Source organism: Aquibaculum sediminis (assembly GCF_040712085.1).
In the GTDB taxonomy this organism is placed as follows: Bacteria; Pseudomonadota; Alphaproteobacteria; order Kiloniellales; family DSM-21159; genus Aquibaculum; species Aquibaculum sediminis.
Window position 1 is genome coordinate 120,060 of record NZ_JBFCVK010000001.1, and the last position, 21,545, is coordinate 141,604.

Below are 21,545 nucleotides of genomic sequence, written 5' to 3' on the forward strand. Positions count from 1 at the left end.
CAGCAGGTTCGGCTGCAGATGCTGCTACGACGAAGGCATGACCCTCGCATGCAGCTCCTCCAGTTGGCGCTTTAGGGAAAACGAGCCATGGGATTGTTCCTGATCGCAGGCGGCGCCGGCTTTATCGGGAGGCATCTGTGCCGAGAGTTGCTGCAGCACCGGCACGAGGTGCGCGTGCTGGACTGTCTCGTGGAGCAGGTACATGGCTCGACGGACGGTATGGAGGCCTGTCCGGAGGTTGAATTCCTCCAGGCCGACCTACGCGATGCCGCAGCAGTGCGACAGGCACTGACCAAGGTTGACGGCGTTTTCAATCTGGCCGCTGAGGTGGGGGTTGGCCAGAGCATGTACGAAGTCGAACGCTACGTCGCGGCCAACGACCTTGGAACCGCGGTGCTGATGCAGGAGGTGATCGCCCAGCCGGTGAAACGGGTGGTGGTCGCCTCTTCAATGAGCCTCTATGGCGAAGGACTCTACCAGACAGAAGCGGCCGAGCGGATAGAGGTAGGTGCCCGTCCTTCCACGGCCCTTCGCGAAGGCCGTTGGGAGCCGGAATGGGAAGGCGCTCCCTTGCGCCCGATACCAACCGACGAAAGCAAGCGCCCCGATCTATCATCCGTATACGCCTTATCGAAGTACGTTCAGGAACGCCTGACCTTGATGCTCTGTGCAGCCTACGGCATCGAGGGAGTGGCACTGCGGCTGTTCAACGTCTTCGGTTCCGGACAACAACTCTCAAATCCTTACACCGGCGTGCTGGCAATCTTCTCGTCACGCCTCCTCAACGGGGCTGCTCCGCTTGTGTTCGAGGACGGCCAGCAGCGCCGGGACTTCGTCCACGTGTCCGATGTTGCGCGTGCATTCCGACTGGCGATGGAAACCCCCGCAGCCGCCGGTCAGGCGATCAACATTGGCAGTGGCCGCAACCACTCGGTGGCAGAGGTGGCGAGGCTGCTTGCCGCCGAAATGGGGCGCCCGGACATTGCCCCGGAGATCCTCAATAGCGCCCGCAGCGGCGATGTCCGCCACTGTTTCGCCGACATAAGTCGGGCGCGGACCTTGCTCGGCTTCGAGCCGACGCTGGAGCTGGAGGACGGTCTCCCGGAACTGGTCGATTGGCTCTCCGGTCAGCATGCCTTGGACCGTGTCGGCGAGGCCCGGCGCGAACTGGAACAACGAGGGCTGGTGGTATGATCAGCCGCTGCGCCGGAGGCTGATCGTCGTGCGCTTCCTGCTTTTCACGCACTCCCTCGTGAGCGATTGGAACCATGGAAACGCGCACTTCCAGCGCGGGATCCTGCGCGAGCTGTCCGCCAGGGGTCACGAAACGCTGGCCTTCGAACCTGCTGAAGGGTGGAGCCGCCACAACTTGTTGGCGGAGTGCGGCCCCAGGGCGCTCCAGGAATTCGAACGTCGTTTCCCCGAGTTGCAGGTTCAAACCTACAGCGCCTGCCCCGACCTCGATCGACTGCTCGAGGGGGCCGACGTGGTTCTCGTGCACGAATGGACTGACCCGGCGCTCATCGAGGCTTTGGGCCGTCGGCGCGTCGATGGTGGGCGTTTCCTGCTGTTGTTCCACGACACACACCATCGCGGCGTCTCGGCGCAGCGCGACATGGCCGCATTGAGACTCGATGGCTACGACGCTGTGTTGGCGTTTGGCGAGGTGCTGGCCGACCTCTACAGACAGTTCGGCTGGGGGTGCAGAGCGTTCTGCTGGCACGAAGCGGCCGACCTGCGCCTGTTCAGACCCCTCCCGGCTGTGCCGCGCAGGCAGGACCTCGTGTGGATTGGCAATTGGGGAGACGGCGAGCGCGACGCCGAACTGCAGGAGTACCTGCTCGAACCCGCAAACCACATGGGCCTAACCGGCATGGTGCACGGTGTGCGCTATCCAGAGGAGGCGCGAGAATCCCTTCGCATCGCCGGTCTGGACTACTGCGGGTGGCTGCCCAACGCCGAAGTGCCGGTCGTTTACGCCAGCCACCGTATGACCTTGCACGTGCCGCGACGGCCCTATGTGGAGCAACTCCCCGGCATCCCCACCATTCGCGTTTTCGAAGCACTGGCATGCGGCATTCCCCTGATCTGCGCCCCTTGGCGTGACGAGGAATGTCTCTTTCGCGCAGGTCAGGATTTCTTGCTCGCTGCAAATGGTCAGGAAATGAAAAAGCAAATGGCTCAGCTGCTCGCAGAACCGGAGATGGCAAAGGAGATCGCAGAAGCCGGACTTGAGACAATTCGCTCTCGCCACAGCTGCGCCCACCGCGTCGACGAACTCTTCGCCATTCTCCGCAAACTTGAGCTTGAATCGTCCCCGAGCGCCAGGGAGGCAGCGGCAGGATGAGGCCGAAGAAGCTATCGCTCGTCTTTATCGGCCTATCGCTGTCCTCCTCCTGGGGCAATGGACACGCCACCAACTATCGCGCACTCCTTCGCGCGCTCCACGCCCGCGGCCACGATCTGACCTTTCTCGAGCGCGACCAGCCCTGGTACGCCGCCAATCGCGATCTGCCGCAACCGGATTTCTGCCGCCTGGCCTTTTACCGCGATCTGCGCGAGCTGAAGCGCGAGCACGCCCGTGTTATCGCACAGGCGGACGCCGTGGTTCTGGGCTCGTACCTGGCTGACGGCCCAGAGGTGGCGCGCATTGTGCTCGAGACCGCCAGCGGACTGGTGGGATTCTACGATATCGACACCCCGATCACGCTGGCCAAGCTTGCTTCGCAGGATGCGGAGTACTTGACCGCCGAGCTGGTGCCCTGTTTCGACTTCTACCTTTCCTTCACCGGCGGACCCTTGCTCAAGCGCCTGGAAGCGGAATACGCCGCGCGGCTTGCGACAGCTTTCTATTGTCTGGTCGATAGCGATTTCTATTACCCGGTGAGGGAAACGCACCGTTGGGATCTGGGCTATCTCGGCACTTTTGCCTCCGATCGCCAAGCGTCCCTTGAGCGTCTGCTGCTGGAGCCGGCACGCCGGCTCCCGTCGCAGCGTTTTGTCGTCGCCGGCTCACTCTACCCGGATGACATCGACTGGCCCGCTAATGTCGAGCGGATTACGCACCTACCGCCGGGAGAGCATCCGCACTTCTTTGGCCGCCTGCGTTTTACCCTCAACCTGACTCGCGCCGCCATGCTCGACGCAGGATGGTCGCCCAGTGTCCGGCTTTTTGAGGCGGCCGCTTGCGGGTGCCCCATCATTACCGACCGCTGGCCCGGGCTCGAAGACATCTTGCCTCCTGATCGCGCGCTGCTGACAGCGGAGCGCAGTGAAGACGTCGTAACTATCCTGAACCAAGTCCCGGTAAACAGAGCACAGGCTATGGCGCAGAACGCACGACGGATCGTGCTGACCAAGCATACGGGCCCAAAGCGGGCAGATGCGTTCGAAGAGGTTTTGGCAACTGCGGGCATCGCAGTTCGATCGCGAAACAGCGGAGTAGCCAAACATGCCCTCGTCACGCCGAACTGAGGTGCTTACAGTCCTGGTTGCCGGCGGTGCCGGTTTCCTCGGATCCCATCTCTGTGAGCGGCTAGTCGCGGAAGGACGGCGCGTTTACTGCCTGGACAGCCTGCACACAGGCGTGATCGAGAACCTCAGAACCTTCGAGCGGGAAGCACGATTTCAGTTCATCGAAGGCGATGTTCGCAGACCGAGAATTCCACCCGTCGACCAGATTTTCAATCTTGCCAGCCCCGCATCGCCTGTGCACTACCAGCGCGACCCGGTGTACACGCTTACCACCAACGTAACGGGAACCGCGGCTTTACTGCAGGCAGCGCAGGATGTTGGTGCACGCTACCTGCAAGCCTCGACCAGCGAAGTGTACGGCGATCCGCAGGAGCACCCCCAGCGGGAAAGCTACAACGGCAATGTAAATCCTACCGGCCCGCGCGCTTGCTACGATGAGGGCAAGCGCGCCGCAGAAGCTTTATGTTTTGACTTTCTGCGCCACGGTCGGGTCGACGTCAGGGTGGCGCGGATATTCAACACCTATGGCCCGCGCATGCGCGCCGACGACGGCCGCATCGTCTGCAACCTCATTGCCCAGGCGCTGCGGGGCGAGCCTCTGACCATCTATGGCGACGGCACCCAGACCCGCTCTTTCTGCTATGTGTCCGATCTAATCGAAGGTCTCATTCGCCTGATGCAGTTTCCGCAAGTGCCGAAGAGCGCGGTCAACCTTGGCAACCCGGGTGAGTTCTCCATTCTGGAACTGGCTGGAGAGGTTGTCCGGCTCGTGGGGTACCAAGGTTGCTATCTCCACCGCCCACTCCCACAGGACGATCCCCGTCGGCGCCGACCCGATATCTCGCTCGCGGTGCGCCTCCTCAAGTGGCACCCGCAGGTGACGCTACGCGATGGGCTGTCTCCGACGGTGGCATGGTTTCGACGTTCGCCGTCTGCGACGACTGCACAGCCCGCCGCTGTCAGTGGTGCCTGAGGCTGGAACCCTGCTGCTGCCGTCCAGTTTGCCATAGGCAGCCTTCACAGGAACATCGCCCATGCCGGAGACTGGAGAACAGAACTCAAGGCGACCGACGAAGCCAGCCCGGCTCGGCAACGACGGCTTCGGCATTACCGAGTGGTTCCGCCCCTTCGAGTACGAGCGGGTCGAAGATTGTCTGATTCATCTGTCGAACCTCGGGGCTTCCCACCTGCGTACGCATCTCTCGTGGGCGGACTTCCACGTCGGAGGCGTTCCGGAGTGGTACGATTGGCTGATCCCCCGGCTCGCCGAGCATGTCGACCTTCTGCCCTGTATCCATTACACGCCTCCCTCCCTCTCTCGTACCGGCACGACGGCCGGTCCACCGCGGCGCCTGCGCGATCTCGCGGATTTCGTAGACCAGGTTCTGGACCGCTATGGCAATCACTTCACCTATCTCGAACTCTGGAACGAGCCCAACAATCTGCTGGATTGGGATTGGCGCGCGGATCGCGGATGGCACCACTTCTGCGAAATGATCGTGGCTGCAGCTCACTGGACGGAGCACCGCGGCTGGAAAGCGGTCCTGGGCGGGCCCAGCCCTTTCGACATCGAGTGGCTGAAAATGATCGGGCGCCAGGGGGTGCTAGAGCAGGTGTCAGCCGTTGGCATTCATGGTTTTCCCGGGACCTGGGACAGTGAGAATGGCATCTGGACAGGCTGGGAAACGCAGATCGCGCAGCTGCGCCAGGTGCTTTCGGAATACCAGCCTCACGCCGAGATATGGATCACGGAGGCCGGCTACTCCACATGGCGCCACGACGAACTTGAACAGGTGCGGCGTTTCCTTCAGGCGGTCGACGCACCGGCTGAACGGCTCTACTGGTACTCGCTGTGCGACCTACCACTCGATACCGATATCCAGGAAGGACGCCAGTTCGACATCAGGCACTACCATGTCGGCCTGCTCGATCGACGCGGCCGCGACAAGCTACTGGCACAGCTGCTGCGCAAGGGCGGCATAGCCAGTGCGCGTCGCAAACTGTCCATGGTCGGTAGCGGAATCGAGGCGCCGTGCCTCAAATCGTCGGGTAAGCGGCCAGTACTCATCACAGGCGGATCCGGTTTCATCGGCAGCAACCTTGCTCATGCACTCCTGTCTGAGGGCCAGGAAGTAATCCTTTTCGATAATCTCAGTCGGCCGGGAGTGGCATCCAATCTGGAATGGCTGCGGACCCGCCATGGTGAGCGCGCGATCATCCAAACCGCAGATCTGCGCGACACGACAGCCGTGGCCGATTCCGTGGCCGCCTGCAGTGCTGTTGTTCATCTCGCAGCCCAGGTGGCTGTTACTGAAAGCATAATCAGCCCGTTTGAGGATTTCGCCATCAATGCGGGCGGAACCCTTACTCTTCTGGAGGCGCTGCGCCGTCGAAACGAGAAGGTTCCGCTCGTTTTTGCCAGCACCAACAAGGTGTACGGCTGCCTTCAAGACATGGGCGTGCGGCGGTCGAAAGATGGCTATCTGCCCTACGACCCGCACCTTCGAGCCTGCGGCCTTGGCGAGAACCAGCCGTTGCAGTTTGCCACGCCATACGGTTGCTCCAAGGGCGCGGCGGATCAGTACGTTCTCGACTATGCCGCCTCTTTCGACCTGCCTGCAGTCGTGCTGCGCATGAGTTGCATCTATGGCCAACGGCAGTTTGGAACCGAGGATCAGGGTTGGGTGGCACACTTCCTGATCAAGGCGCTCAACAACGAGCCCATCACGCTTTTCGGAGATGGTTTTCAGGTCCGCGACATCCTGCATGTGGACGACGCGGTACGGGCCTATCGACTGCTGCTCAACGACGCGCAAAGCCTCGCTGGCCAAGCCTTCAACCTCGGCGGCGGACCCCAGAACGCCGTCAGTCTGCTCACCATGCTGTCCGAGATCGAAGCCTTGCTCGGCCGGACTGTCGAGCGGCAGCACGCTCTCGCGCGAGCGGGAGATCAGCGCTACTTTGTCGCCGACACGCGCCGGCTGGAAGCGGCCACCGGCTGGCGCGCGAACGTGCCGTGGCGGGACGGGCTGCAGCGGCTTTGCCAATGGCTGCAGCAGCAGTCGCCCGTTGAAGGCCTTCCCAATCACAAGAAAGAACAATCCTGGAGCGTTTCCGCATGAGACTGGCGCTGGTCAATCCGCCTTGGCGCTTCGAGGGCAGCATCTACTTTGGGTGCCGCGAACCGCATCTGCCGCTGGAGTTCGGCTATACCGCCGCGAAGTTGCGCGCCAGCGGACACGAAGTCCTGGTTCTGGACGGCCACCTCACAGCTACACCGGCCGAGCGCCTCGCCGAAGAGATTGCCGCCTTCGCCCCGGACTATACTGTCGTCACCACCGCACCGAGCTATCTTTTCTGGCGCTGCCCGCCTCCTGAGCTACGAGTGCCAGCGGAGTTCATCCGGCTGCTCGAGGGGCGCGGCGGTGGGATCGTTGCCGTGGGCCCCCATGGTTCGACAACGCCCCGTGCTGCACTGACTAAGCTGGGGGCAGACATTGTGGTGCGCGGCGAGTGCGAGGAGGTCGTGGCCAACCTTGCCACGGCGGAGAATTATCGACGGGTTCCCTCGATCGCCTACCTTGAGAAAGGGGAATTGCAGGTCACCGGGGCACCCAATGTCAGTCCCTTCGTGGAGCAGCCACCTTTGGCCTGGCCGGACGAATGGATTGCCAGACACAGCCATCACCATCACCGTTTCGATGCCCGCCCCCCTGGCCCCGGTGCCGAAGTTGAGGCCTCGCGCGGCTGTCCTTTCGCCTGTAGTTTCTGCGCGAAGCTCGACTACAGAGATGGATATCGAAAGCGGGCGCTGAAGCATCTGCTGCCCGAGATCGACGCCCTGATCGACCAGGGGGTCACCTACCTCTACTTCATCGACGAAATCTTCCTGCCGCAGGCGGACCTGCTTCAGGCGCTGGCCGAGCGGCCCGTGCAGTTCGGCGTTCAGACCCGCATCGACCTGTGGAAGCCGGAGATGATCGAACTCTTGGGACGTGCCGGATGCGTCTCGGTGGAGGCCGGGGTGGAAAGCCTCAGCGTCGAGGGACGAGCTGCCTTGAACAAGCGCTGTCGTCTGGGCAACGAAGAACTGGCGGAGCGCCTCCTGCTGGCGCGCCGCTATATCCCCTTCGTGCAGGCGAACCTGTTGGGCACAGAGGAAGACGACCCGCTGGTCATCGCGCAGTGGCGGCAGCGGCTGCAGCAAGCCGACGTCTGGTCAAACGACCCGGTCCCGCTCTTTCCCTATCCAGCTTCGCCGCAGTACCGCATGTTGTGGGGCGAGCCGGACGACCAGGCCTGGGAGCGGGCCCACGAACACTACCTGGCCGCTTTCGCGCGCTTCAGCGACATCCAGGAAGCGCGCCCCGCGGACCTCGGCCAACTGGAGGCCGCGTGTTGCCGCTGAAACTGCCAGGGCACCTCATGATGACCGTCGACAGCGTCGGCGGCGTTTGGCGCTATGGCTTGGACGTCAGTGCAGAACTGGTGCGCCGCGGCGCAACGGTGACGCTGGCGGGCCTGGGTCCGCCGCCTTCGCGGGGGCAGGCGCAGGAAGCCGATGCGGCAGGCGTTGATCTGGTCTGGCTGGACGTGCCGCTGGATTGGGCCGACCCGCACGGAGAAGCATTAGCGCACGGCGCAGCTGCCCTGAATGATCTGCTTTCGGAGCGCCGGGCCGACCTGCTGCATCTGAACACGCCCAGTCTCGCTCCCTTGCTGAAGAGGCGGCCGCCATGCCTCGCTGCGGCGCACTCGTGTCTGGCCACCTGGTGGCGCGCCATGCGCAGCGAGCCGCTCCCGGCCGAATGGCGCCGGCATGCAAAGGACACGGCCTCCGGTCTTGCGGCCGCCGACATCGTGACGGCGCCAACCGCAGGCTTTGCCGCTCAACTTCGCGCGGCCTATGCCAAGCTGCCCCCGGTGCAGGTGGTGCCGAACGGCTGTCGCCCTATTGAGGCGCAAGAGAAGGGGCAGTTTGTCCTCGCGGTCGGGAGGTGGTGGGACGAGTCCAAGAACCTGTGGGCGCTGGAGGCCGCGGCGCGACAGGTCGTATGGCCGGTTCATGCCGCCGGTCCGCTGGCTGGGCCGGGAACCGCCGCCGCTGTTCCGGATCATGCTCACAGCCTTGGCTCACTGGATCACCGCGAACTCACCCGCTGGTTCGCAATGGCACCGATCTTTGTCTCGCCTACCCGCTACGAGCCTTTCGGCTTGGCCGTGCTGGAGGCCGCGAGCGCCGGTGCGGCCCTGGTCCTCTCGGACATAACGCCCTTTCACGAGCTGTGGGACGGCTGCGCCGTCTTTGTCGATCCCCTGCAGCCCGAGGCGATGGCGCGCAGCATCAACGCGCTCATTGAAGACGAGAAGGTACGGGCCCTGCTCGGTGCCCGCGCCCAACGCCGCGCTATGCATTTCACTGTCCCCCGGCAGGTCGACGCCTTGATCGCTGCCTATCATCGTGCGGCAGAGGCGCGCGTCCTGACTGTCTGAGGATCACGGCTGCAAGGAGAGCCTGCGGATGAGGATCGCCTTCTATGGTTCCAGCCTTTTGTCGAGTTACTGGAACGGCGCAGCCACCTATTACCGCGGCTTGATCAAGGCGCTGGCGGCACTGGGCCATGAGGTAACCTTTTTCGAGCCCGATGCCTTCGAGCGCCAGGCCCATGCCGACATCGCGCCACCCGCGTGGTGCCGCGTGGTGGTCTATCCCCCTGACATCACCGGTGTCAGAAGTGTTGCCGCGCGGGCTGCCGATGCAGATGTGGTGATCAAGGCCAGTGGCGTCGGCGTCCTGGATGACGAACTGCTCGTCGCCGTCATGGCGGGCGCCGCGCCGGGTGCCTTGCGCCTCTGGTGGGATGTCGACGCGCCGGCGACGCTGGCGGAGCTTGAACTGCGTCCGAATGCGCCGCTGCTGCGCCTCCTGCCCCAACTTGACGGCGTACTGACCTACGGCGGCGGAGCGGGAGTGGTCGGTGCCTATCGGGCGTTGGGAGCACGGCACTGTCAGCCCGTTTACAACGCGCTTGATCCCGACAGCCACCATCCGGTGGCGCCGGAGCCGCGCTATACCGCCGACATCTCGTTTCTCGGCAACCGCCTGCCCGACCGCGAAGCCCGGGTGGAGAGCTTTCTGCTGGAGCCGGCGCGGCAGGCTCCTCATCTGCGATTCCTGCTCGGGGGCGCTGGCTGGGAAAACAAGAAGTTGCCCGAGAATGTTCGCGCCCTGGGGCATGTGCCGACCGGGGAGCACAACGCCTTCAACGCCAGCCCGCGGGCTGTGCTGAACATAAACCGTGACAGCATGGCCGCTCGCGGCTTCTCGCCGCCAACGCGGATATTCGAGGCTGCGGGTGCCGGCGCGTGTGTCGTGACGGATGCCTGGCCGGGCATCGAGGACTTCCTGCAGCCGGGCAAGGAAGTGCTGGTGGTGCGCAACGGCCAGGATCTGCTCGAGTGCCTCAGTACCCTCACACCGGATCGGGCGGCTGCAATCGGGCAAGCGGCCCTGCGGCGCCTGCTGCGCTCACACACCTACGTACAGCGGGCGCGGCAGGTCGATGAACTGTTGGCGACCTTGGCCGACCGAGCAGCCAGCGCGCCCGTTGCCTGAGGAAGGAGGACGCAAGACGCGCCATGAGCAGTCCCCAGAGGCGCCGGGCTCTGCGTGCTACAGGCTTACGCCTGGCGAAGGTGGAAGGGCTGACCATCCGGCGCCAGCGTTGCGGCCGGGGGTTTACTTACCAGGACGAAGCCGGGCAGCGCATCGACGACGCAGAAACTCTCCAGCGCATCCGCAGTCTCGCGATTCCGCCCGCCTATAAAGAGGTTTGCATTTCCCCCGATCCGCGAGGCCACCTTCAGGCGGTGGGTCGCGATGCCGCCGGTCGGCTTCAGTACCGCTATCATCCGGGCTGGGAGGAAGTCCGCGAGGCCGAGAAGGTGGAGCGCCTTTCCCAATTCTGCGCCAGTCTTCCGCGACTGCGCCGCAGAGTGCGCCGCGATCTGCGGAAGGAAGGCCTTACCCGCGAACGGGTGCTGGCCGGCATCGTGCTGATCATCGACCGCACTCACATTCGCATTGGCTGTGAAGACTATGTCCACTCCGGACGCACGCGCGGCGCAGCAACCCTGCTGAAGCGCAACGTTCACTGTGACGGCAAGCAGCTCAGTCTCACTTTCCGCGGAAAGGGCGGGCGGGAGATCCGCTGTGAACTGGCACACCCCTCCCTCACTGCCCTGGCACGCGAACTGCACGCCCTGCCGGGCAGGCGATTCTTCCAGTATCGCGATGCGCACGGCAAGCGGCACAAGGTCACGGCCGGCGAGGTCAACGCCTATCTGCGTGAAGCTGCGGGGGCGCCGGTGACCGCCAAGGATTTCCGCTCGCTCACGGCCACCGCCGCGGCCGGCCAGAGACTGGCGCGCCTGCAGCCCGAACCGCGGGAACGGGCGCGCAACCGGCAGATTGCCACGGTCATGCACGAAGTGGCGGAGATGCTAAGCAATACGCCGGCGGTTGTGAGACGCAGCTATGTCCACCGCTGTGTGGTGCAGGCGTTCACCGGCGGCACGCTTGCGGGACGCTTCGCGAAGTGCCGCCCAGCCGACAGCCTCTCCCGAGCGGAAACGCTGGTCGCGCAATTGGTCTGGAAGCGATGAGGAATGCAGTGCCGACAACGTCGACCGGGAGGAACGTCGACCGGGAGGTGAGCCATGAACAGAGATGAGATCTCGGCGAAGCAAGACACAGAACGTCGCATACGCGCGCTGGGCGAGTGGTTCCACAACATGGAGTTGGGCGGCGTGTCCACCGCTCCGGAACACTTCCTGGGCGACTATCCCGGATGGATCTGGCGACGGCTACAACCGGCTTTGCCAAGCGATCTTAGCGGCCGCACGGTTCTCGACGTCGGCTGCAACGGAGGTTTCTTCTCGATCGAGATGAAGCGTCTCGGTGCCGAACGGGTGGTGGGAATAGACCCCGATGAACGGTATCTGGCGCAAGCACGCTTCGCAGCGGAGATACTCGATGTGGAGATCGAACTGCACCGCATGTCGGTCTACGAGATCGAAGCGCTGAAAGAGCGGTTTGACGTGGTGCTCTTCATGGGCGTGCTGTACCACCTGCGCCATCCTCTGCTGGCCCTGGACCTGCTGCACGAGCACGCAACCAAGGACCTCTTCATCTGCCAGTCGCTTCAGCGTGGTAGCCGGGATGTCGCGCCACTGGCACCTGACCACCCCTTCGCCGAGGAAGAGGTGTTCAACGACCCGGCCTACCCGCGCCTCCACTTTGTGGAGCAGTCTTTCGCCGGCGATCCAACAAACTGGTGGATTCCGAACCGAGCGTGCTGCGAGGCCATGCTTCGGAGCGCGGGATACAAAGTTGTTCGAAAACCTTCCGACGAATTATATCTATGCCTCCATAAACAATAACTATTCCTCTTCATTTTTAACGCAAGAGCAGCAGCAACACGTTAAGCACCATGACGATGAATCTCACTTTCACCTGCTGCTACTGCACAAACTAACCGCTTATACTTGACACTGATACGGTTGCTGTTGGAATGTTGCGCATCGGCTTGCATTCCGACATTTCTTGAGAGGTTCTTTTTAATGGTGCGTCAGAGCAGTTCTTTCACCGTGACGCGAATCTTGGGTCTGTCACGGAGCGGCAATCACGCCATAATTGACTGGATTCTGGCGCAATTGTCCGGTCGCTGGTTGTTTCTGAATTGCGTTGTTCCGGAACAAGACCCCTTTGCCGGCGCTCGCCCCACCGACCATGGCGCGTGCCACAAGAGCAACATCGCCGGCTTTGGTCCCGAGGCGGCTGAGCCCGGACAGATGGACCATCTGCTTTTTAGTCAAGAAGACTGTTTTCTGCGTTCTGCCTGGGGCGAGCGGGCAACCGAGATTCAGGAAAGCGGGATAAAGCAACGTCTTGGTGGCATTGGAACGCAGATCGACCTCCTCATCCTGCGAGATCCCTACAATCTCTTTGCCAGCCGGCGCCGATTCAATGGCACGTTGCTACCGGAAGCGACGGCTTTGCGGGTCTGGAAGCAACACGCGCGTGCCTTTCTGGGATTGCGCACCTGTCTCAACCGATCCCTCCTGGCGATAAGCTACAACCGGTGGTGCCACGATCCCGGCTACCGTCGACGACTGGCGGAGCAACTGGCTTTGAATTTCACCGATGCCCGAGTTGACGCCGTGCCGGCCGTCGGCGGAGGCAGTTCGTTCGATGGGCACGACTATCACGGCCGGGCTTCCCGGATGGCGGTACACAAACGTTGGCGGCACTTCGCGGACGATCCGGATTTCCGACAGCTTTTCGACGACCAGACCAAGGAACTGGCATACCGTACGCACGGGCCACCGCCGTGGGAGGAGCCAGCCCTTCGCCTCCCACTCCAGGAGGCGCTGCCAGCATAAGGCAATTCGAAACGATGATTGCTAACGCCCCGTAGTACCTTCTCGGCAGCGTCAGGACGATGAAGTCGCACCACCAGTTGATTGTCCGGCACCGTCGTTTCCGGTGCCGCTTTCCTTCATCGGTTCGTTCGAGGCGCGGTTGGAAGAACCGGTCTTGCCCATCTCCGCTTCCGCTGCCTGTTTGAAGCGGTTCACGTCGCTGGCCAGTCGGCTCTCTGCGTTGCCGCCGAACAGACGGGCCGCAAGTCGCCCAAGTGCACCGCTCGGTGGCAGGTAGCGCAAACGCACCTCAATACGCGTCCTGGCCTCGCCCTCAGATTGGAACTCGACGGAACCCTCGTTCTGGACGTCTGCATCCTCGCTGGAGCGCCAGGTTATGCGCCGGTTCGGCTCATCCTGTTCAATGCGTGAGGTAAACTGCAATCGTGCTCCACCGGGACCGGAAACGGTCCAACGAGAGTTGCGTCCATCGAGCGGTTCGACCTTCTCCACGTGGGAGAAGATCTGGGGCAGAGTAGAAACATTTCGCCAACGCGCATAGAGCTCGCTGGCCGGGCGCTCTATCACGGCGCTGGCCTGGGCCTCCTGCCACCCCTGCCCTTGCTCGGCCCCAGCGCCGCCTCCGCGGGAGTTGATGCTCAAGGCCTCATAGAGATGGCAGTGGCCACTGAGGCCGCGGAAAGCGAGAGCTCCACCGAGGATCAGTTTCGCACAGCCTCCGATCCCGTTGTCTCGCCACCCGGACCGGACAAGACAAGCGCCCACCCCGAGCGACAAGAGTCGCTCCAGTGGGTGGACATTGAGCCCTTCAGACGTCAGACGACCTTCGCTGCTGCTCATGATCCAAGCTCCTGGTGGTCAACTGGTTTACTCCAGCGGCAGTCCATCCGGCGCTTCGGCCCGGCAACTGCCGCGCTCAAACTGGGGCGCTCAAACATCGGCGAGCGTCAGCCATTGATGACGCTGCCTCCATTGGGGTGCAGCACCTGACCCGTCATGTACGAAGCCTCTTCGCTTGCCAGGAAGACATAGCAGGGCGCCACTTCATTGGGTTGCCCTACCCGTCCCATTGGGGAACTTTCCCCATGTTGGGAAACCTTGGACTCATCGAAGCTTGCCGGAATGAGAGGAGTCCAGATCGGGCCGGGTGCAACCGCATTCACCCGAATACCGCGCTCCAGCAGCGTCTGGGACAGCGAGCGGGTCAGGGCAACAATGGCACCGCGGGTCGCACTGTAGTCGATCAGCAGAGGGTGGCCCTTATAGGCCGTGATCGATGTGGTGTTGATAATGCAGGCGCCCTCGCCAAGGTGCGGCAAAGTCGCGCGTGTAAGATGGAAGTAGCCGAAGACATTGCTGCCAAAGGTGCGCGCCAGGTCGTCGGCCTCGATCTCCTCAAAAGTGCGGCGGATATGCTGCTCGGCGGCATTGTTGACCAGAATGTCAATCCGCCCGAACTTCGCGATCGTCTGTTCCACGGCCTGCTGGCAAAAGGCTTGCGAAGCAATGTCACCCTTGATGGCAAGGCCTTCGGAACCTTCTTCCTTCAATAGTTCGAGCGTGTCTTGCGCGTCGGCGTCTTCATCCAGGTAGATCAAGGCAACGCGGGCACCTTCCCGCGCCATGGCCAGGGAAACGGCGCGACCGATGCCACTGTCGCCGCCGGAGATCAGCACGACGCGCCCCTTAAGCTTGTCGACCCCGGGATAGCGCGGCCGGAAATCCGGCGTCGGCTCCATCTCGCGCTCGACGCCCGGCTGTTGTTCCTGCTCTTGCGGTGGTGGAGACTTAAGCGACATCGGCTAATCCTCGACAAAAGCGGCCTGGGTTCACAGTCAATGGCCCCCGCCCTGCTTTGTTCCGAGGACACGGGGCGGTGCATTTCCTCGAACCGGTTTGCCTGTTGAGCGGATGCCAGAAGCACCACCAGTTGGGCCGTACTTTGTACGAAAAAGCGGTTCAGTGGGTTGCACTTGATCGCCAGGGCTTGAGATTTCGGATCAAGCTCCTCGGGTCCCGAGCGCTCGACCAACTATCGCGGCCCAAAGCCTGCCCCGAAAGCATTCTAATCGTCGGATTCCACCTCCGCTTCCGCAGCCCCCATAAGCTCAGCGCAGGGGGCATCCTCGGCCAGACCGAGCTCCAGGAAGGGCAGCAGCGCCGCCAGCGGCGTCAGCAGCGTTCCCAGAGCGGCTGCCAGCCCACCGCGGATGGCCAGCTCCGTCGGATCGACGCCGAATGTCGGTTCGACAAAGGTACCACCGAGGGTCACGGCGAGGCGCGAACTGGCGAAGCCCGGATCCTTGGCCTCGCCGGCGATCTTCAGGTCGAGCGCTTCCTCGCCGAGGTCGATCCTTCCCTCCGCCTGGATGGCGCTGTCTACGGTATCGAGCAGCACCGGGCTGCTGGTCAGGACGCCCTCCTTGATGTCGAAAGCACCGATGAAACAGCGGATGTTCATGTCGGCCGGCACCTCATCGGTCAGGACGACGGCAATGGCTTCCAGAAAGCCCGCATCGAGAAGTTGGAGGATGGACCCGGACACCAGGCCGCCATTCATCATGAAGGCCGCGTCCCCCTCCGCGGTGGCAAAGGCGCGCCGGACCGTGTTGCCCAGCGTGGAAAAGCGGGCGCGGCCTTCGATGACCCCCTGGGCCTCGCCCTCCAGCCCCGCCTGATTGAAAATCCTCTGTAGCTGGATGCCAGACAACTGCAGGTCGTAGTCTGTCTCAACGGGATCGACCGTCGCATAAAGCGAGAGGAAGAGGTTGAGCTGTCCTCCGGCGAAGTCGAAAACCACCGGCTGGAGCTGCAGTACACCCTCGTCGATCACAAGATCGAGCGCGACATTGTCCAGCGGCAGCCCCGGCGCGACCACCTGCTCCCCCCGAAAGACGACCTGCGCATCGCTGCTGCGCACCTGCTCGATCTGCAACGGCGCATCGGGCAGCAGGCGGACCTGGCCTTCGGCGTCGCTCTGCTCAGTGACCTGCTCGGCCTGGGGCGGCAGGCCGACGAGCGTGCCCAGGTCTGCGAAGGCCAGTCGCTCCGAAACCAGGTCGGCGACGATCAGCGGTCGCTCCCGATCCACCTCAACGCGCATGTCACCCGCAAGGTCACTCTCTCCGACGGTCCCATTGAAGCCTTCAAAGTACCAGGCCTTATCGTCCCTACGCAGCCGTCCCCTCAGCTCGTAAGGCGGTGTGGAGGGGAGCGGAATGCTCAAGATCGGCGCCAGCTCATCCGGGGTCGGGCCGCTGATCCAGAGTTCCCCATCCATCCCGGCGAGCTGCAGGGGCGCCGTCAGCGTCCCTTCGGCCCGGGCGCGCGTCTGTCCGACGGCGATTTCGATCTCGATCGGATAGGGCTCCTCTTCCTGGCGCAGCAAAGCCAGGGAGCCGCCGCTGGCAGCGATGGAGAAAGGATGGCCTTGGACGCGCCCCTCGCCTTCCAGGCTGACGGGCAGGCTGCCCTCCTCCGGGCTCACAACCTGTGCCGAGGCCACCTGTGCCTCCAGTTGAATATCCCGGGAGGCGTCTTCGAGGGTGAGCCGACTGTCTTCCACCACCAGCTTTTCCAACAGCGGAACCTCGCTGCGCTGCGTGTCCCCATCACCGGCGTCGTCACCTGCGTCGTCACTGGCGTCGCCTGGCATCTCCCAGTTGGCGCGCCCCTCCTCATCGATCTCCAGATGGATGTCCGCGCCGAGGATGCGCGTGTCCATGATCACCAGTTGGCCACGCAAGAGTTCCCGAGCGTCGATCCTCAGCGCGAGTTCTTCGACGTGAACAAGCTCCCCCGCCTGAGCCCAGTCCGCATTCGCCAAGCGGATGTCCCGCGCGCGCATCCAGGGCTGCCAGGAGAACTCGCCCTGCAGATCGCCTTCGATGGCAAAGTCACGGCCGGTTGCCGCTTCCACACGCGCCTCGATCGGCCCGCGCAACATGTTCCACTCGAAAAGAAGAATGGCCGCCGCAACAGCCAAGGCCAGCAAGCCAAAAACGGCGGCAATCCATTTCAGACTTCGTGGCATCCTTTGCTTCTGTCGCCCCCTCGACGCGTCGATATCCACAGCGACAACGCCGAAAGCGTGCAGAAAGCTCCACGCGCCTGCCTCCGCAGGACCGCGACGGTCTGTTTTCGACGCGGCTGTTAGAGCGTTACCAACGCTCCGAGAAGGCCTTGGTGGGAGCTCCGGCGGAGATGTACCCTATCTCTACCTGATCCTGGACGCCCGCTACGAGTGGGTGCGCGACGCCGGCGCAACAAGGAAAAGGGCACGCCGCTTTCCGACGTCACCCAGCCCAACCAGTTCTGGTGCGTCGACTTCAAGGGCGAGTTCAAACTCGGCAACGGGAGCTACTGCTATCCCCTGACCGTGAGCGACCAGGCCTCACTCTACCTCTTGCTGTGCGAAGCCCTGGAAAGCACCCAGGAGCCCCCGGTCATGAAAGCCTTTCGACGACTGTTCAGCGAGCGCGGCCTGCCGGACGCCATCCGCAGCGACAACGGGCTGCCCTTCGCCTCACCCAAAGGCCTGTACAACCTCTCGAGGCTCTCCGTCTGGTGGCTGCGACAGAGCAGCACGATCTATCTGTTGCCCTGTCGAGGCCTTTACGCAAGTCTCTTCCAAGGGCCGATGCTGGGGGACCGAAGGGATGCCAACCAACATTCAGCAGACTTTCCGAGAGCTTGGTGGCGCGGCAACGTTCGGCCGCGAACTTGGTTCCGAATTGGACATTGCGCAGGCCGTGAGCGATGGCCTGCCTCTCACTGCCCTGCGCGCCCTTACGCTCGCTGGTTTCAGTAAATGCGAAATCGCACGTTATGTGATCCGGCCACAAACGCGCTCTCGCCGCGCTGCGCATGACTGTTCTCTAACACCCGCGGAATCGGATCGCGTGATGCGCCTGTTGCGTATGCAGGAGCTGGCGCTCGACACCTTTGGAGACTTAGACAAGGCCTTTTCCTGGCTGCGGCGCCCTCTGATGGCACCTGACGGCGAGATCCCCCTGGGCCTTTCACGCACCGAAGTCGGAGCGAGAGTCATCGAAACCATTCTCGGCAAGATTGCCATGGGTGCCGCCGCCTGAGTCTGACACAGCGACAGGGCGTCCCACTCCTCCAGGGCAAGTCTCCTGAGGCCGCGATCAGCTCCCGGCGGCGCGGGCGCTGTGCGAGCACTTGTGTCAATCCGCGCCCCCGTGAGGGGGCGACCTTCCGCTTCTGCCGCAGGTGCGCGCAGGGCGATGTTTCAATCCGCGCCCCCGTGAGGGGGCGACCTTCCTAATGGACGAGGGGCTGGCCCGGGCGGTGGTTTCAATCCGCGCCCCCGTGAGGGGGCGACGCACCACGTTCTCGGCGTTGCCGATCTGCGCGGTGTTTCAATCCGCGCCCCCGTGAGGGGGCGACAGGAGATTCGGGGCAGGCGCGAATGGAACGCCCGGTTTCAATCCGCGCCCCCGTGAGGGGGCGACCCTCTTCGCTGTCATCGGTGATGGCGTTGGACAGGTTTCAATCCGCGCCCCCGTGAGGGGGCGACTGCCTGCCTTGACGGCGTTTCGTGCCTCTTCAATGGTTTCAATCCGCGCCCCCGTGAGGGGGCGACCATCCCGGTCTGCAAAATCACTTTCATGGGATAAGTTTCAATCCGCGCCCCCGTGAGGGGGCGACTAGGGACAAGCAATCATCAAGGTGCTGGCGTAATGTTTCAATCCGCGCCCCCGTGAGGGGGCGACTGATCTCGCCTTCGGGGATTGAGCCGGTCTGCATGTTTCAATCCGCGCCCCCGTGAGGGGGCGACTTTCGCGCGGCAGGGCGGTGCTTTGTCCTTCGACGTTTCAATCCGCGCCCCCGTGAGGGGGCGACCTACGAGCGCGCCTGAAAGGGAGGGGTAGGGAATGTTTCAATCCGCGCCCCCGTGAGGGGCGACGCTCACTGTGACGGGCAGGCCCTGCGCCTTGATGTTTCAATCCGCGCCCCCGTGAGGGGGCGACCGCCGAGCGGATAGCCCCATTCGAAGATGTAGGTGTTTCAATCCGCGCCCCCGTGAGGGGGCGACCACGAAGCTGCCGTGTGGCGCAGATCATGCCAGCGGTTTCAATCCGCGCCCCCGTGAGGGGGCGACGGATAACCCGCGTCGGGATCGTGTTTTCGTCCAGTTTCAATCCGCGCCCCCGTGAGGGGGCGACCGCACCTTGTCTGCCAGGACAAATGCCATGCCTCGAACGTTTCAATCCGCGCCCCCGTGAGGGGGCGACATCCGCGCCACCGGCGCAACGTCGGCCAGGGGCAGTTTCAATCCGCGCCCCCGTGAGGGGGCGACAGCGGCTGGAGGAGCAGCGTCTGGCCCTGCGCGAGTTTCAATCCGCGCCCCCGTGAGGGGGCGACCACTGAGCAGTTCCTGAAACCGGAGCAGCGCAAGGTTTCAATCCGCGCCCCCGTGAGGGGGCGACCCGCGGTGCCCTCTCCGATGCGGTAGGGGACAGTGTTTCAATCCGCGCCCCCGTGAGGGGGCGACAGGAATCGATCAGGCGCTGTAGCTTCTCGCGGTTGTTTCAATCCGCGCCCCCGTGAGGGGGCGACACCTCACCCCCAGACGCCGGGCGAGCTCGGCGCGCGTTTCAATCCGCGCCCCCGTGAGGGGGCGACAGCCGCGACAACCCGCAGCGGCGCAAGGCCTTCATGTTTCAATCCGCGCCCCCGTGAGGGGGCGACGGTCGATCCGGTCAAGGAAGCCGTGGCCGCAAAAGTTTCAATCCGCGCCCCCGTGAGGGGGCGACGATTTCGGTACTGTCGCGGCGGGATAGCAGAGGAGTTTCAATCCGCGCCCCCGTGAGGGGGCGACCGCCTGCTTGCCGGCACCGGACGATCGGGTGGTGTTTCAATCCGCGCCCCCGTGAGGGGGCGACCCACCGCGGCCGTAGCTCGAACGCCCGCTCGATGTTTCAATCCGCGCCCCCGTGAGGGGGCGACCGCTACGTCAAGCGGATCGAACGCCTGCGCGCACTGTTTCAATCCGCGCCCCCGTGAGGGGGCGACCCGGGCAGCTGTTCGACGAGCAGCAGGCCGAGCAAGTTTCAATCCGCGCCCCCGTGAGGGGGCGACTGTCGATGCCTAGCACACTGATAACTCGGGACAAATGACCCCGACACTGCGAACTGGGCGATCCGGCGGCTTGCAGCTGCTTCGGCTTGTAGGCAGCCAACAGTTCTTCTTGCAAGATCAGACGGTTGGGGAATTTGCGAAACCTACCGAGAAATCGTGTCCGCTGGTGGTTCGCACAAAAAACTAGAATATCAGCGGCCCATCGAAATCGAGTGCCGGCTTGGCGCCGACATGTTCGATCCGCCGGCGCCAGTTTGCACCCAGTGTGTAAAAGCGCAGGCTGTCCTGCTCAGGATCAATGAGCGATATCAAACGATGGCGCAGGGAGGTCCATTGCGCCGGAGCCACGTCGCATTCGAATACCGAATACTGCACGCGTTGACCATAGTCCTGGCAAGCCTTGCCAACTTGCCGCAGGCGCCTTCTCCCGGCGGGACTGTCCGTGCGCACATCATAGGTAATCAGGATTAAAATCGTTACCTCCAAAAATAAGCGGGGTAGCCATCAATCTCTCCGTGCAAATGCCGGGCGAGCAACTGCGCTTGCAGGTGTGGCATCAATCCCAAGGGTACGGTTTCATCGAAAAAGGTATGCCGCAGGGCAACGCGTTTGCGCTCCTGCCAGGATTTCAGAACCGTTGTGCGCCCCTCATCTGTCAGCAATACCGCACCGGTTTCCTCATGCCGGAAATCAGCCGGAGTCAGCTGTCGCCGGTTGAACAGGTTCAAACAGACCCGGTCGGCCATTGGGGCGCGAAACTCTTCCATCAGGTCGAGGGCGAGGCTCATTCGGCCAGGGCGATCACGGTGTAAGAAGCCCATTTGCGGATCGAGACCGACGGTCTCACAAGCCGCTCGGCAATCCTGAGTAAGCAGCACGTACAGAAACGATAGGACTGCATTTACCGGATCGCGCGGCGGCCTGCGGGTTCGACCGGAAAAGCCTAAACTGGAATCGCGGTGGCGCAGGAGTTGGCCAAAAACTTCGAAATAGGCATGACTGGCTTCGCCTTCTCGCCCGCGTAGGCTGTCAGCATCGGGAGCAGAAAGCGCGAGCCGAGCGGCATCGCCAAGTCGCCGCTGAGCCATCTCCAGCCCATCTCGCGCCGCCGATTCCATACTCGCGCCGTAATCTCGGAGATGCCGCCGGATGACACCTCGCTGATTGGCTGCCTTGGCGGCGACCATGGCACAGGCCACTGGCAGCGCTGTTTCGGCATCGGCTGTCTGTCGGTGCTGAGCGCGACGCAACAGTACGTTGCCTGATTGTGCCCCTTCAACGCGAGCGAGATAGCGGCCATAAGGATTGAGCCATGCAATGGAGATTGCTCCTTCGGCACAGAAAACCATCAAGGCCGGCGATACCGCCACCTGTCCGAAGCAAACAATCTGAGCCAGCAAATGCGCCGGCGCCCGCCCGCGCACGGCGCCATCGACCTCCACCACCACGTTCTGGCCGTCCTTGCGCAGCCAAGCGCCTTCGGAGGTGACGTAAAGCGTATTGAGCAGCTTCTTCATATG

General features: G+C 63.2%; 17 protein-coding genes, 2 pseudogenes and 1 CRISPR repeat array. Of the genes and pseudogenes, 14 read left to right on the forward strand and 5 right to left on the reverse strand.

Features of this window, described 5'->3' with window-relative positions; genetic code table 11:
* Positions 1-87 precede the first annotated feature (87 nt).
* From ABZ720_RS00575 to ABZ720_RS00625, 11 genes are all read left to right on the forward strand, one after another.
* The gene (locus ABZ720_RS00575) at positions 88-1,194 is read left to right on the forward strand and encodes an NAD-dependent epimerase/dehydratase family protein (RefSeq protein ID WP_366552721.1); all 1,107 of its coding nucleotides are present in this window, start codon (positions 88-90) and stop codon (positions 1,192-1,194) included.
* Entirely contained in the window at positions 1,145-2,347 is a 1,203-nt protein-coding gene (locus ABZ720_RS00580) for a CgeB family protein (RefSeq protein ID WP_366552723.1), read from the forward strand. The genes ABZ720_RS00575 and ABZ720_RS00580 overlap by 50 nt, the downstream gene beginning before the upstream one ends.
* Positions 2,344-3,474 carry a CgeB family protein gene (locus tag ABZ720_RS00585; protein WP_366552725.1) on the forward strand — a complete coding sequence of 377 codons (1,131 nt, stop codon included), beginning with the start codon at positions 2,344-2,346 and terminating at the stop codon, positions 3,472-3,474. Before ABZ720_RS00580 ends, ABZ720_RS00585 begins: the two co-directional genes overlap by 4 nt.
* A complete protein-coding gene (locus tag ABZ720_RS00590) occupies positions 3,452-4,447 on the forward strand; it encodes a UDP-glucuronic acid decarboxylase family protein (protein WP_366552727.1) in 996 nt (331 codons plus the stop codon). Before ABZ720_RS00585 ends, ABZ720_RS00590 begins: the two co-directional genes overlap by 23 nt.
* Before the next feature lie 61 nt (positions 4,448-4,508).
* Positions 4,509-6,596, forward strand: coding sequence for an NAD-dependent epimerase/dehydratase family protein (locus ABZ720_RS00595; RefSeq protein WP_366552729.1), 2,088 nt, complete (start codon positions 4,509-4,511; stop codon positions 6,594-6,596).
* Positions 6,593-7,882, forward strand: coding sequence for a TIGR04295 family B12-binding domain-containing radical SAM protein (locus tag ABZ720_RS00600; RefSeq protein WP_366552731.1), 1,290 nt, complete (start codon positions 6,593-6,595; stop codon positions 7,880-7,882). Before ABZ720_RS00595 ends, ABZ720_RS00600 begins: the two co-directional genes overlap by 4 nt.
* Positions 7,870-8,967, forward strand: a complete 1,098-nt coding sequence (locus ABZ720_RS00605) for a glycosyltransferase family 4 protein (protein ID WP_366552733.1) — start codon at positions 7,870-7,872, stop codon at positions 8,965-8,967. The genes ABZ720_RS00600 and ABZ720_RS00605 overlap by 13 nt, the downstream gene beginning before the upstream one ends.
* A gap of 28 nt (positions 8,968-8,995) precedes the next feature.
* Positions 8,996-10,090, forward strand: coding sequence for a CgeB family protein (locus tag ABZ720_RS00610; protein WP_366552735.1), 1,095 nt, complete (start codon positions 8,996-8,998; stop codon positions 10,088-10,090).
* A 23-nt stretch (positions 10,091-10,113) separates the two neighbouring features.
* Positions 10,114-11,139, forward strand: coding sequence for a DNA topoisomerase IB (locus tag ABZ720_RS00615; RefSeq protein ID WP_366552737.1), 1,026 nt, complete (start codon positions 10,114-10,116; stop codon positions 11,137-11,139).
* A 54-nt stretch (positions 11,140-11,193) separates the two neighbouring features.
* The gene (locus tag ABZ720_RS00620; protein WP_366552739.1) at positions 11,194-11,916 is read left to right on the forward strand and encodes a TIGR04290 family methyltransferase; all 723 of its coding nucleotides are present in this window, start codon (positions 11,194-11,196) and stop codon (positions 11,914-11,916) included.
* 180 nt (positions 11,917-12,096) lie between these two features.
* On the forward strand, positions 12,097-12,918 hold the full coding sequence (locus ABZ720_RS00625) for a hypothetical protein (RefSeq protein ID WP_366552741.1): 822 nt from the start codon (positions 12,097-12,099) through the stop codon (positions 12,916-12,918).
* A gap of 51 nt (positions 12,919-12,969) precedes the next feature.
* Here the strand turns inward: ABZ720_RS00625 and ABZ720_RS00630 are convergent, their stop codons facing one another.
* From ABZ720_RS00630 to ABZ720_RS00640, 3 genes are all read right to left on the reverse strand, one after another.
* Positions 12,970-13,758, reverse strand: coding sequence for an SRPBCC family protein (locus tag ABZ720_RS00630; RefSeq protein ID WP_366552743.1), 789 nt, complete (start codon positions 13,756-13,758; stop codon positions 12,970-12,972).
* A gap of 107 nt (positions 13,759-13,865) precedes the next feature.
* Positions 13,866-14,717 carry an SDR family oxidoreductase gene (locus tag ABZ720_RS00635; RefSeq protein WP_366552745.1) on the reverse strand — a complete coding sequence of 284 codons (852 nt, stop codon included), beginning with the start codon at positions 14,715-14,717 and terminating at the stop codon, positions 13,866-13,868.
* Positions 14,718-14,983: 266 nt separating this feature from the next.
* Positions 14,984-16,951 carry an AsmA family protein gene (locus tag ABZ720_RS00640; protein ID WP_366552747.1) on the reverse strand — a complete coding sequence of 656 codons (1,968 nt, stop codon included), beginning with the start codon at positions 16,949-16,951 and terminating at the stop codon, positions 14,984-14,986.
* Positions 16,952-17,034: 83 nt separating this feature from the next.
* Here ABZ720_RS00640 and ABZ720_RS00645 point away from each other — a divergent pair.
* From ABZ720_RS00645 to ABZ720_RS00655, 3 genes and pseudogenes are all read left to right on the forward strand, one after another.
* Positions 17,035-17,127, forward strand: a pseudogene (locus ABZ720_RS00645) (transposase); the annotation flags it as partial.
* Between the two features lie 34 nt (positions 17,128-17,161).
* A pseudogene (locus ABZ720_RS00650) lies at positions 17,162-17,434 on the forward strand (DDE-type integrase/transposase/recombinase); the annotation flags it as partial.
* Between the two features lie 142 nt (positions 17,435-17,576).
* Positions 17,577-18,011 carry an Xre family toxin-antitoxin system antitoxin gene (locus ABZ720_RS00655; protein ID WP_366552749.1) on the forward strand — a complete coding sequence of 145 codons (435 nt, stop codon included), beginning with the start codon at positions 17,577-17,579 and terminating at the stop codon, positions 18,009-18,011.
* 93 nt (positions 18,012-18,104) lie between these two features.
* A CRISPR array of direct repeats spans positions 18,105-20,025; the repeat unit is 31 nt; unit sequence GTTTCAATCCGCGCCCCCGTGAGGGGGCGAC.
* Between the two features lie 183 nt (positions 20,026-20,208).
* Here ABZ720_RS00655 and cas2 read toward each other — a convergent pair.
* Both cas2 and cas1c read right to left on the reverse strand, forming a co-directional pair.
* Positions 20,209-20,511: a CRISPR-associated endonuclease Cas2 gene (cas2, locus tag ABZ720_RS00660; RefSeq protein ID WP_438264060.1), complete on the reverse strand. Its 303-nt coding sequence runs from the start codon at positions 20,509-20,511 to the stop codon at positions 20,209-20,211.
* Complete coding sequence (cas1c, locus tag ABZ720_RS00665) at positions 20,502-21,542, reverse strand: type I-C CRISPR-associated endonuclease Cas1c (RefSeq protein WP_366552751.1); 1,041 nt, start codon at positions 21,540-21,542, stop codon at positions 20,502-20,504. Before cas1c ends, cas2 begins: the two co-directional genes overlap by 10 nt.
* Positions 21,543-21,545 lie beyond the last annotated feature (3 nt).

Coding starts and splice junctions, on each gene's coding strand:
- ABZ720_RS00590 (WP_366552727.1), top strand. CDS start 3,452: ATGCCCTCGTCACGCCGAACTGAGGTGCTTACAGTCCTGGTTGCCGGC.
- ABZ720_RS00610 (WP_366552735.1), top strand. CDS start 8,996: ATGAGGATCGCCTTCTATGGTTCCAGCCTTTTGTCGAGTTACTGGAAC.
- ABZ720_RS00655 (WP_366552749.1), top strand. CDS start 17,577: ATGCCAACCAACATTCAGCAGACTTTCCGAGAGCTTGGTGGCGCGGCA.
- ABZ720_RS00615 (WP_366552737.1), top strand. CDS start 10,114: ATGAGCAGTCCCCAGAGGCGCCGGGCTCTGCGTGCTACAGGCTTACGC.
- ABZ720_RS00635 (WP_366552745.1), bottom strand. CDS start 14,717: ATGTCGCTTAAGTCTCCACCACCGCAAGAGCAGGAACAACAGCCGGGC.
- cas1c (WP_366552751.1), bottom strand. CDS start 21,542: ATGAAGAAGCTGCTCAATACGCTTTACGTCACCTCCGAAGGCGCTTGG.
- ABZ720_RS00595 (WP_366552729.1), top strand. CDS start 4,509: ATGCCGGAGACTGGAGAACAGAACTCAAGGCGACCGACGAAGCCAGCC.
- ABZ720_RS00575 (WP_366552721.1), top strand. CDS start 88: ATGGGATTGTTCCTGATCGCAGGCGGCGCCGGCTTTATCGGGAGGCAT.
- ABZ720_RS00600 (WP_366552731.1), top strand. CDS start 6,593: ATGAGACTGGCGCTGGTCAATCCGCCTTGGCGCTTCGAGGGCAGCATC.
- ABZ720_RS00585 (WP_366552725.1), top strand. CDS start 2,344: ATGAGGCCGAAGAAGCTATCGCTCGTCTTTATCGGCCTATCGCTGTCC.
- ABZ720_RS00640 (WP_366552747.1), bottom strand. CDS start 16,951: ATGCCACGAAGTCTGAAATGGATTGCCGCCGTTTTTGGCTTGCTGGCC.
- ABZ720_RS00625 (WP_366552741.1), top strand. CDS start 12,097: ATGGTGCGTCAGAGCAGTTCTTTCACCGTGACGCGAATCTTGGGTCTG.
- ABZ720_RS00630 (WP_366552743.1), bottom strand. CDS start 13,758: ATGAGCAGCAGCGAAGGTCGTCTGACGTCTGAAGGGCTCAATGTCCAC.
- ABZ720_RS00620 (WP_366552739.1), top strand. CDS start 11,194: ATGAACAGAGATGAGATCTCGGCGAAGCAAGACACAGAACGTCGCATA.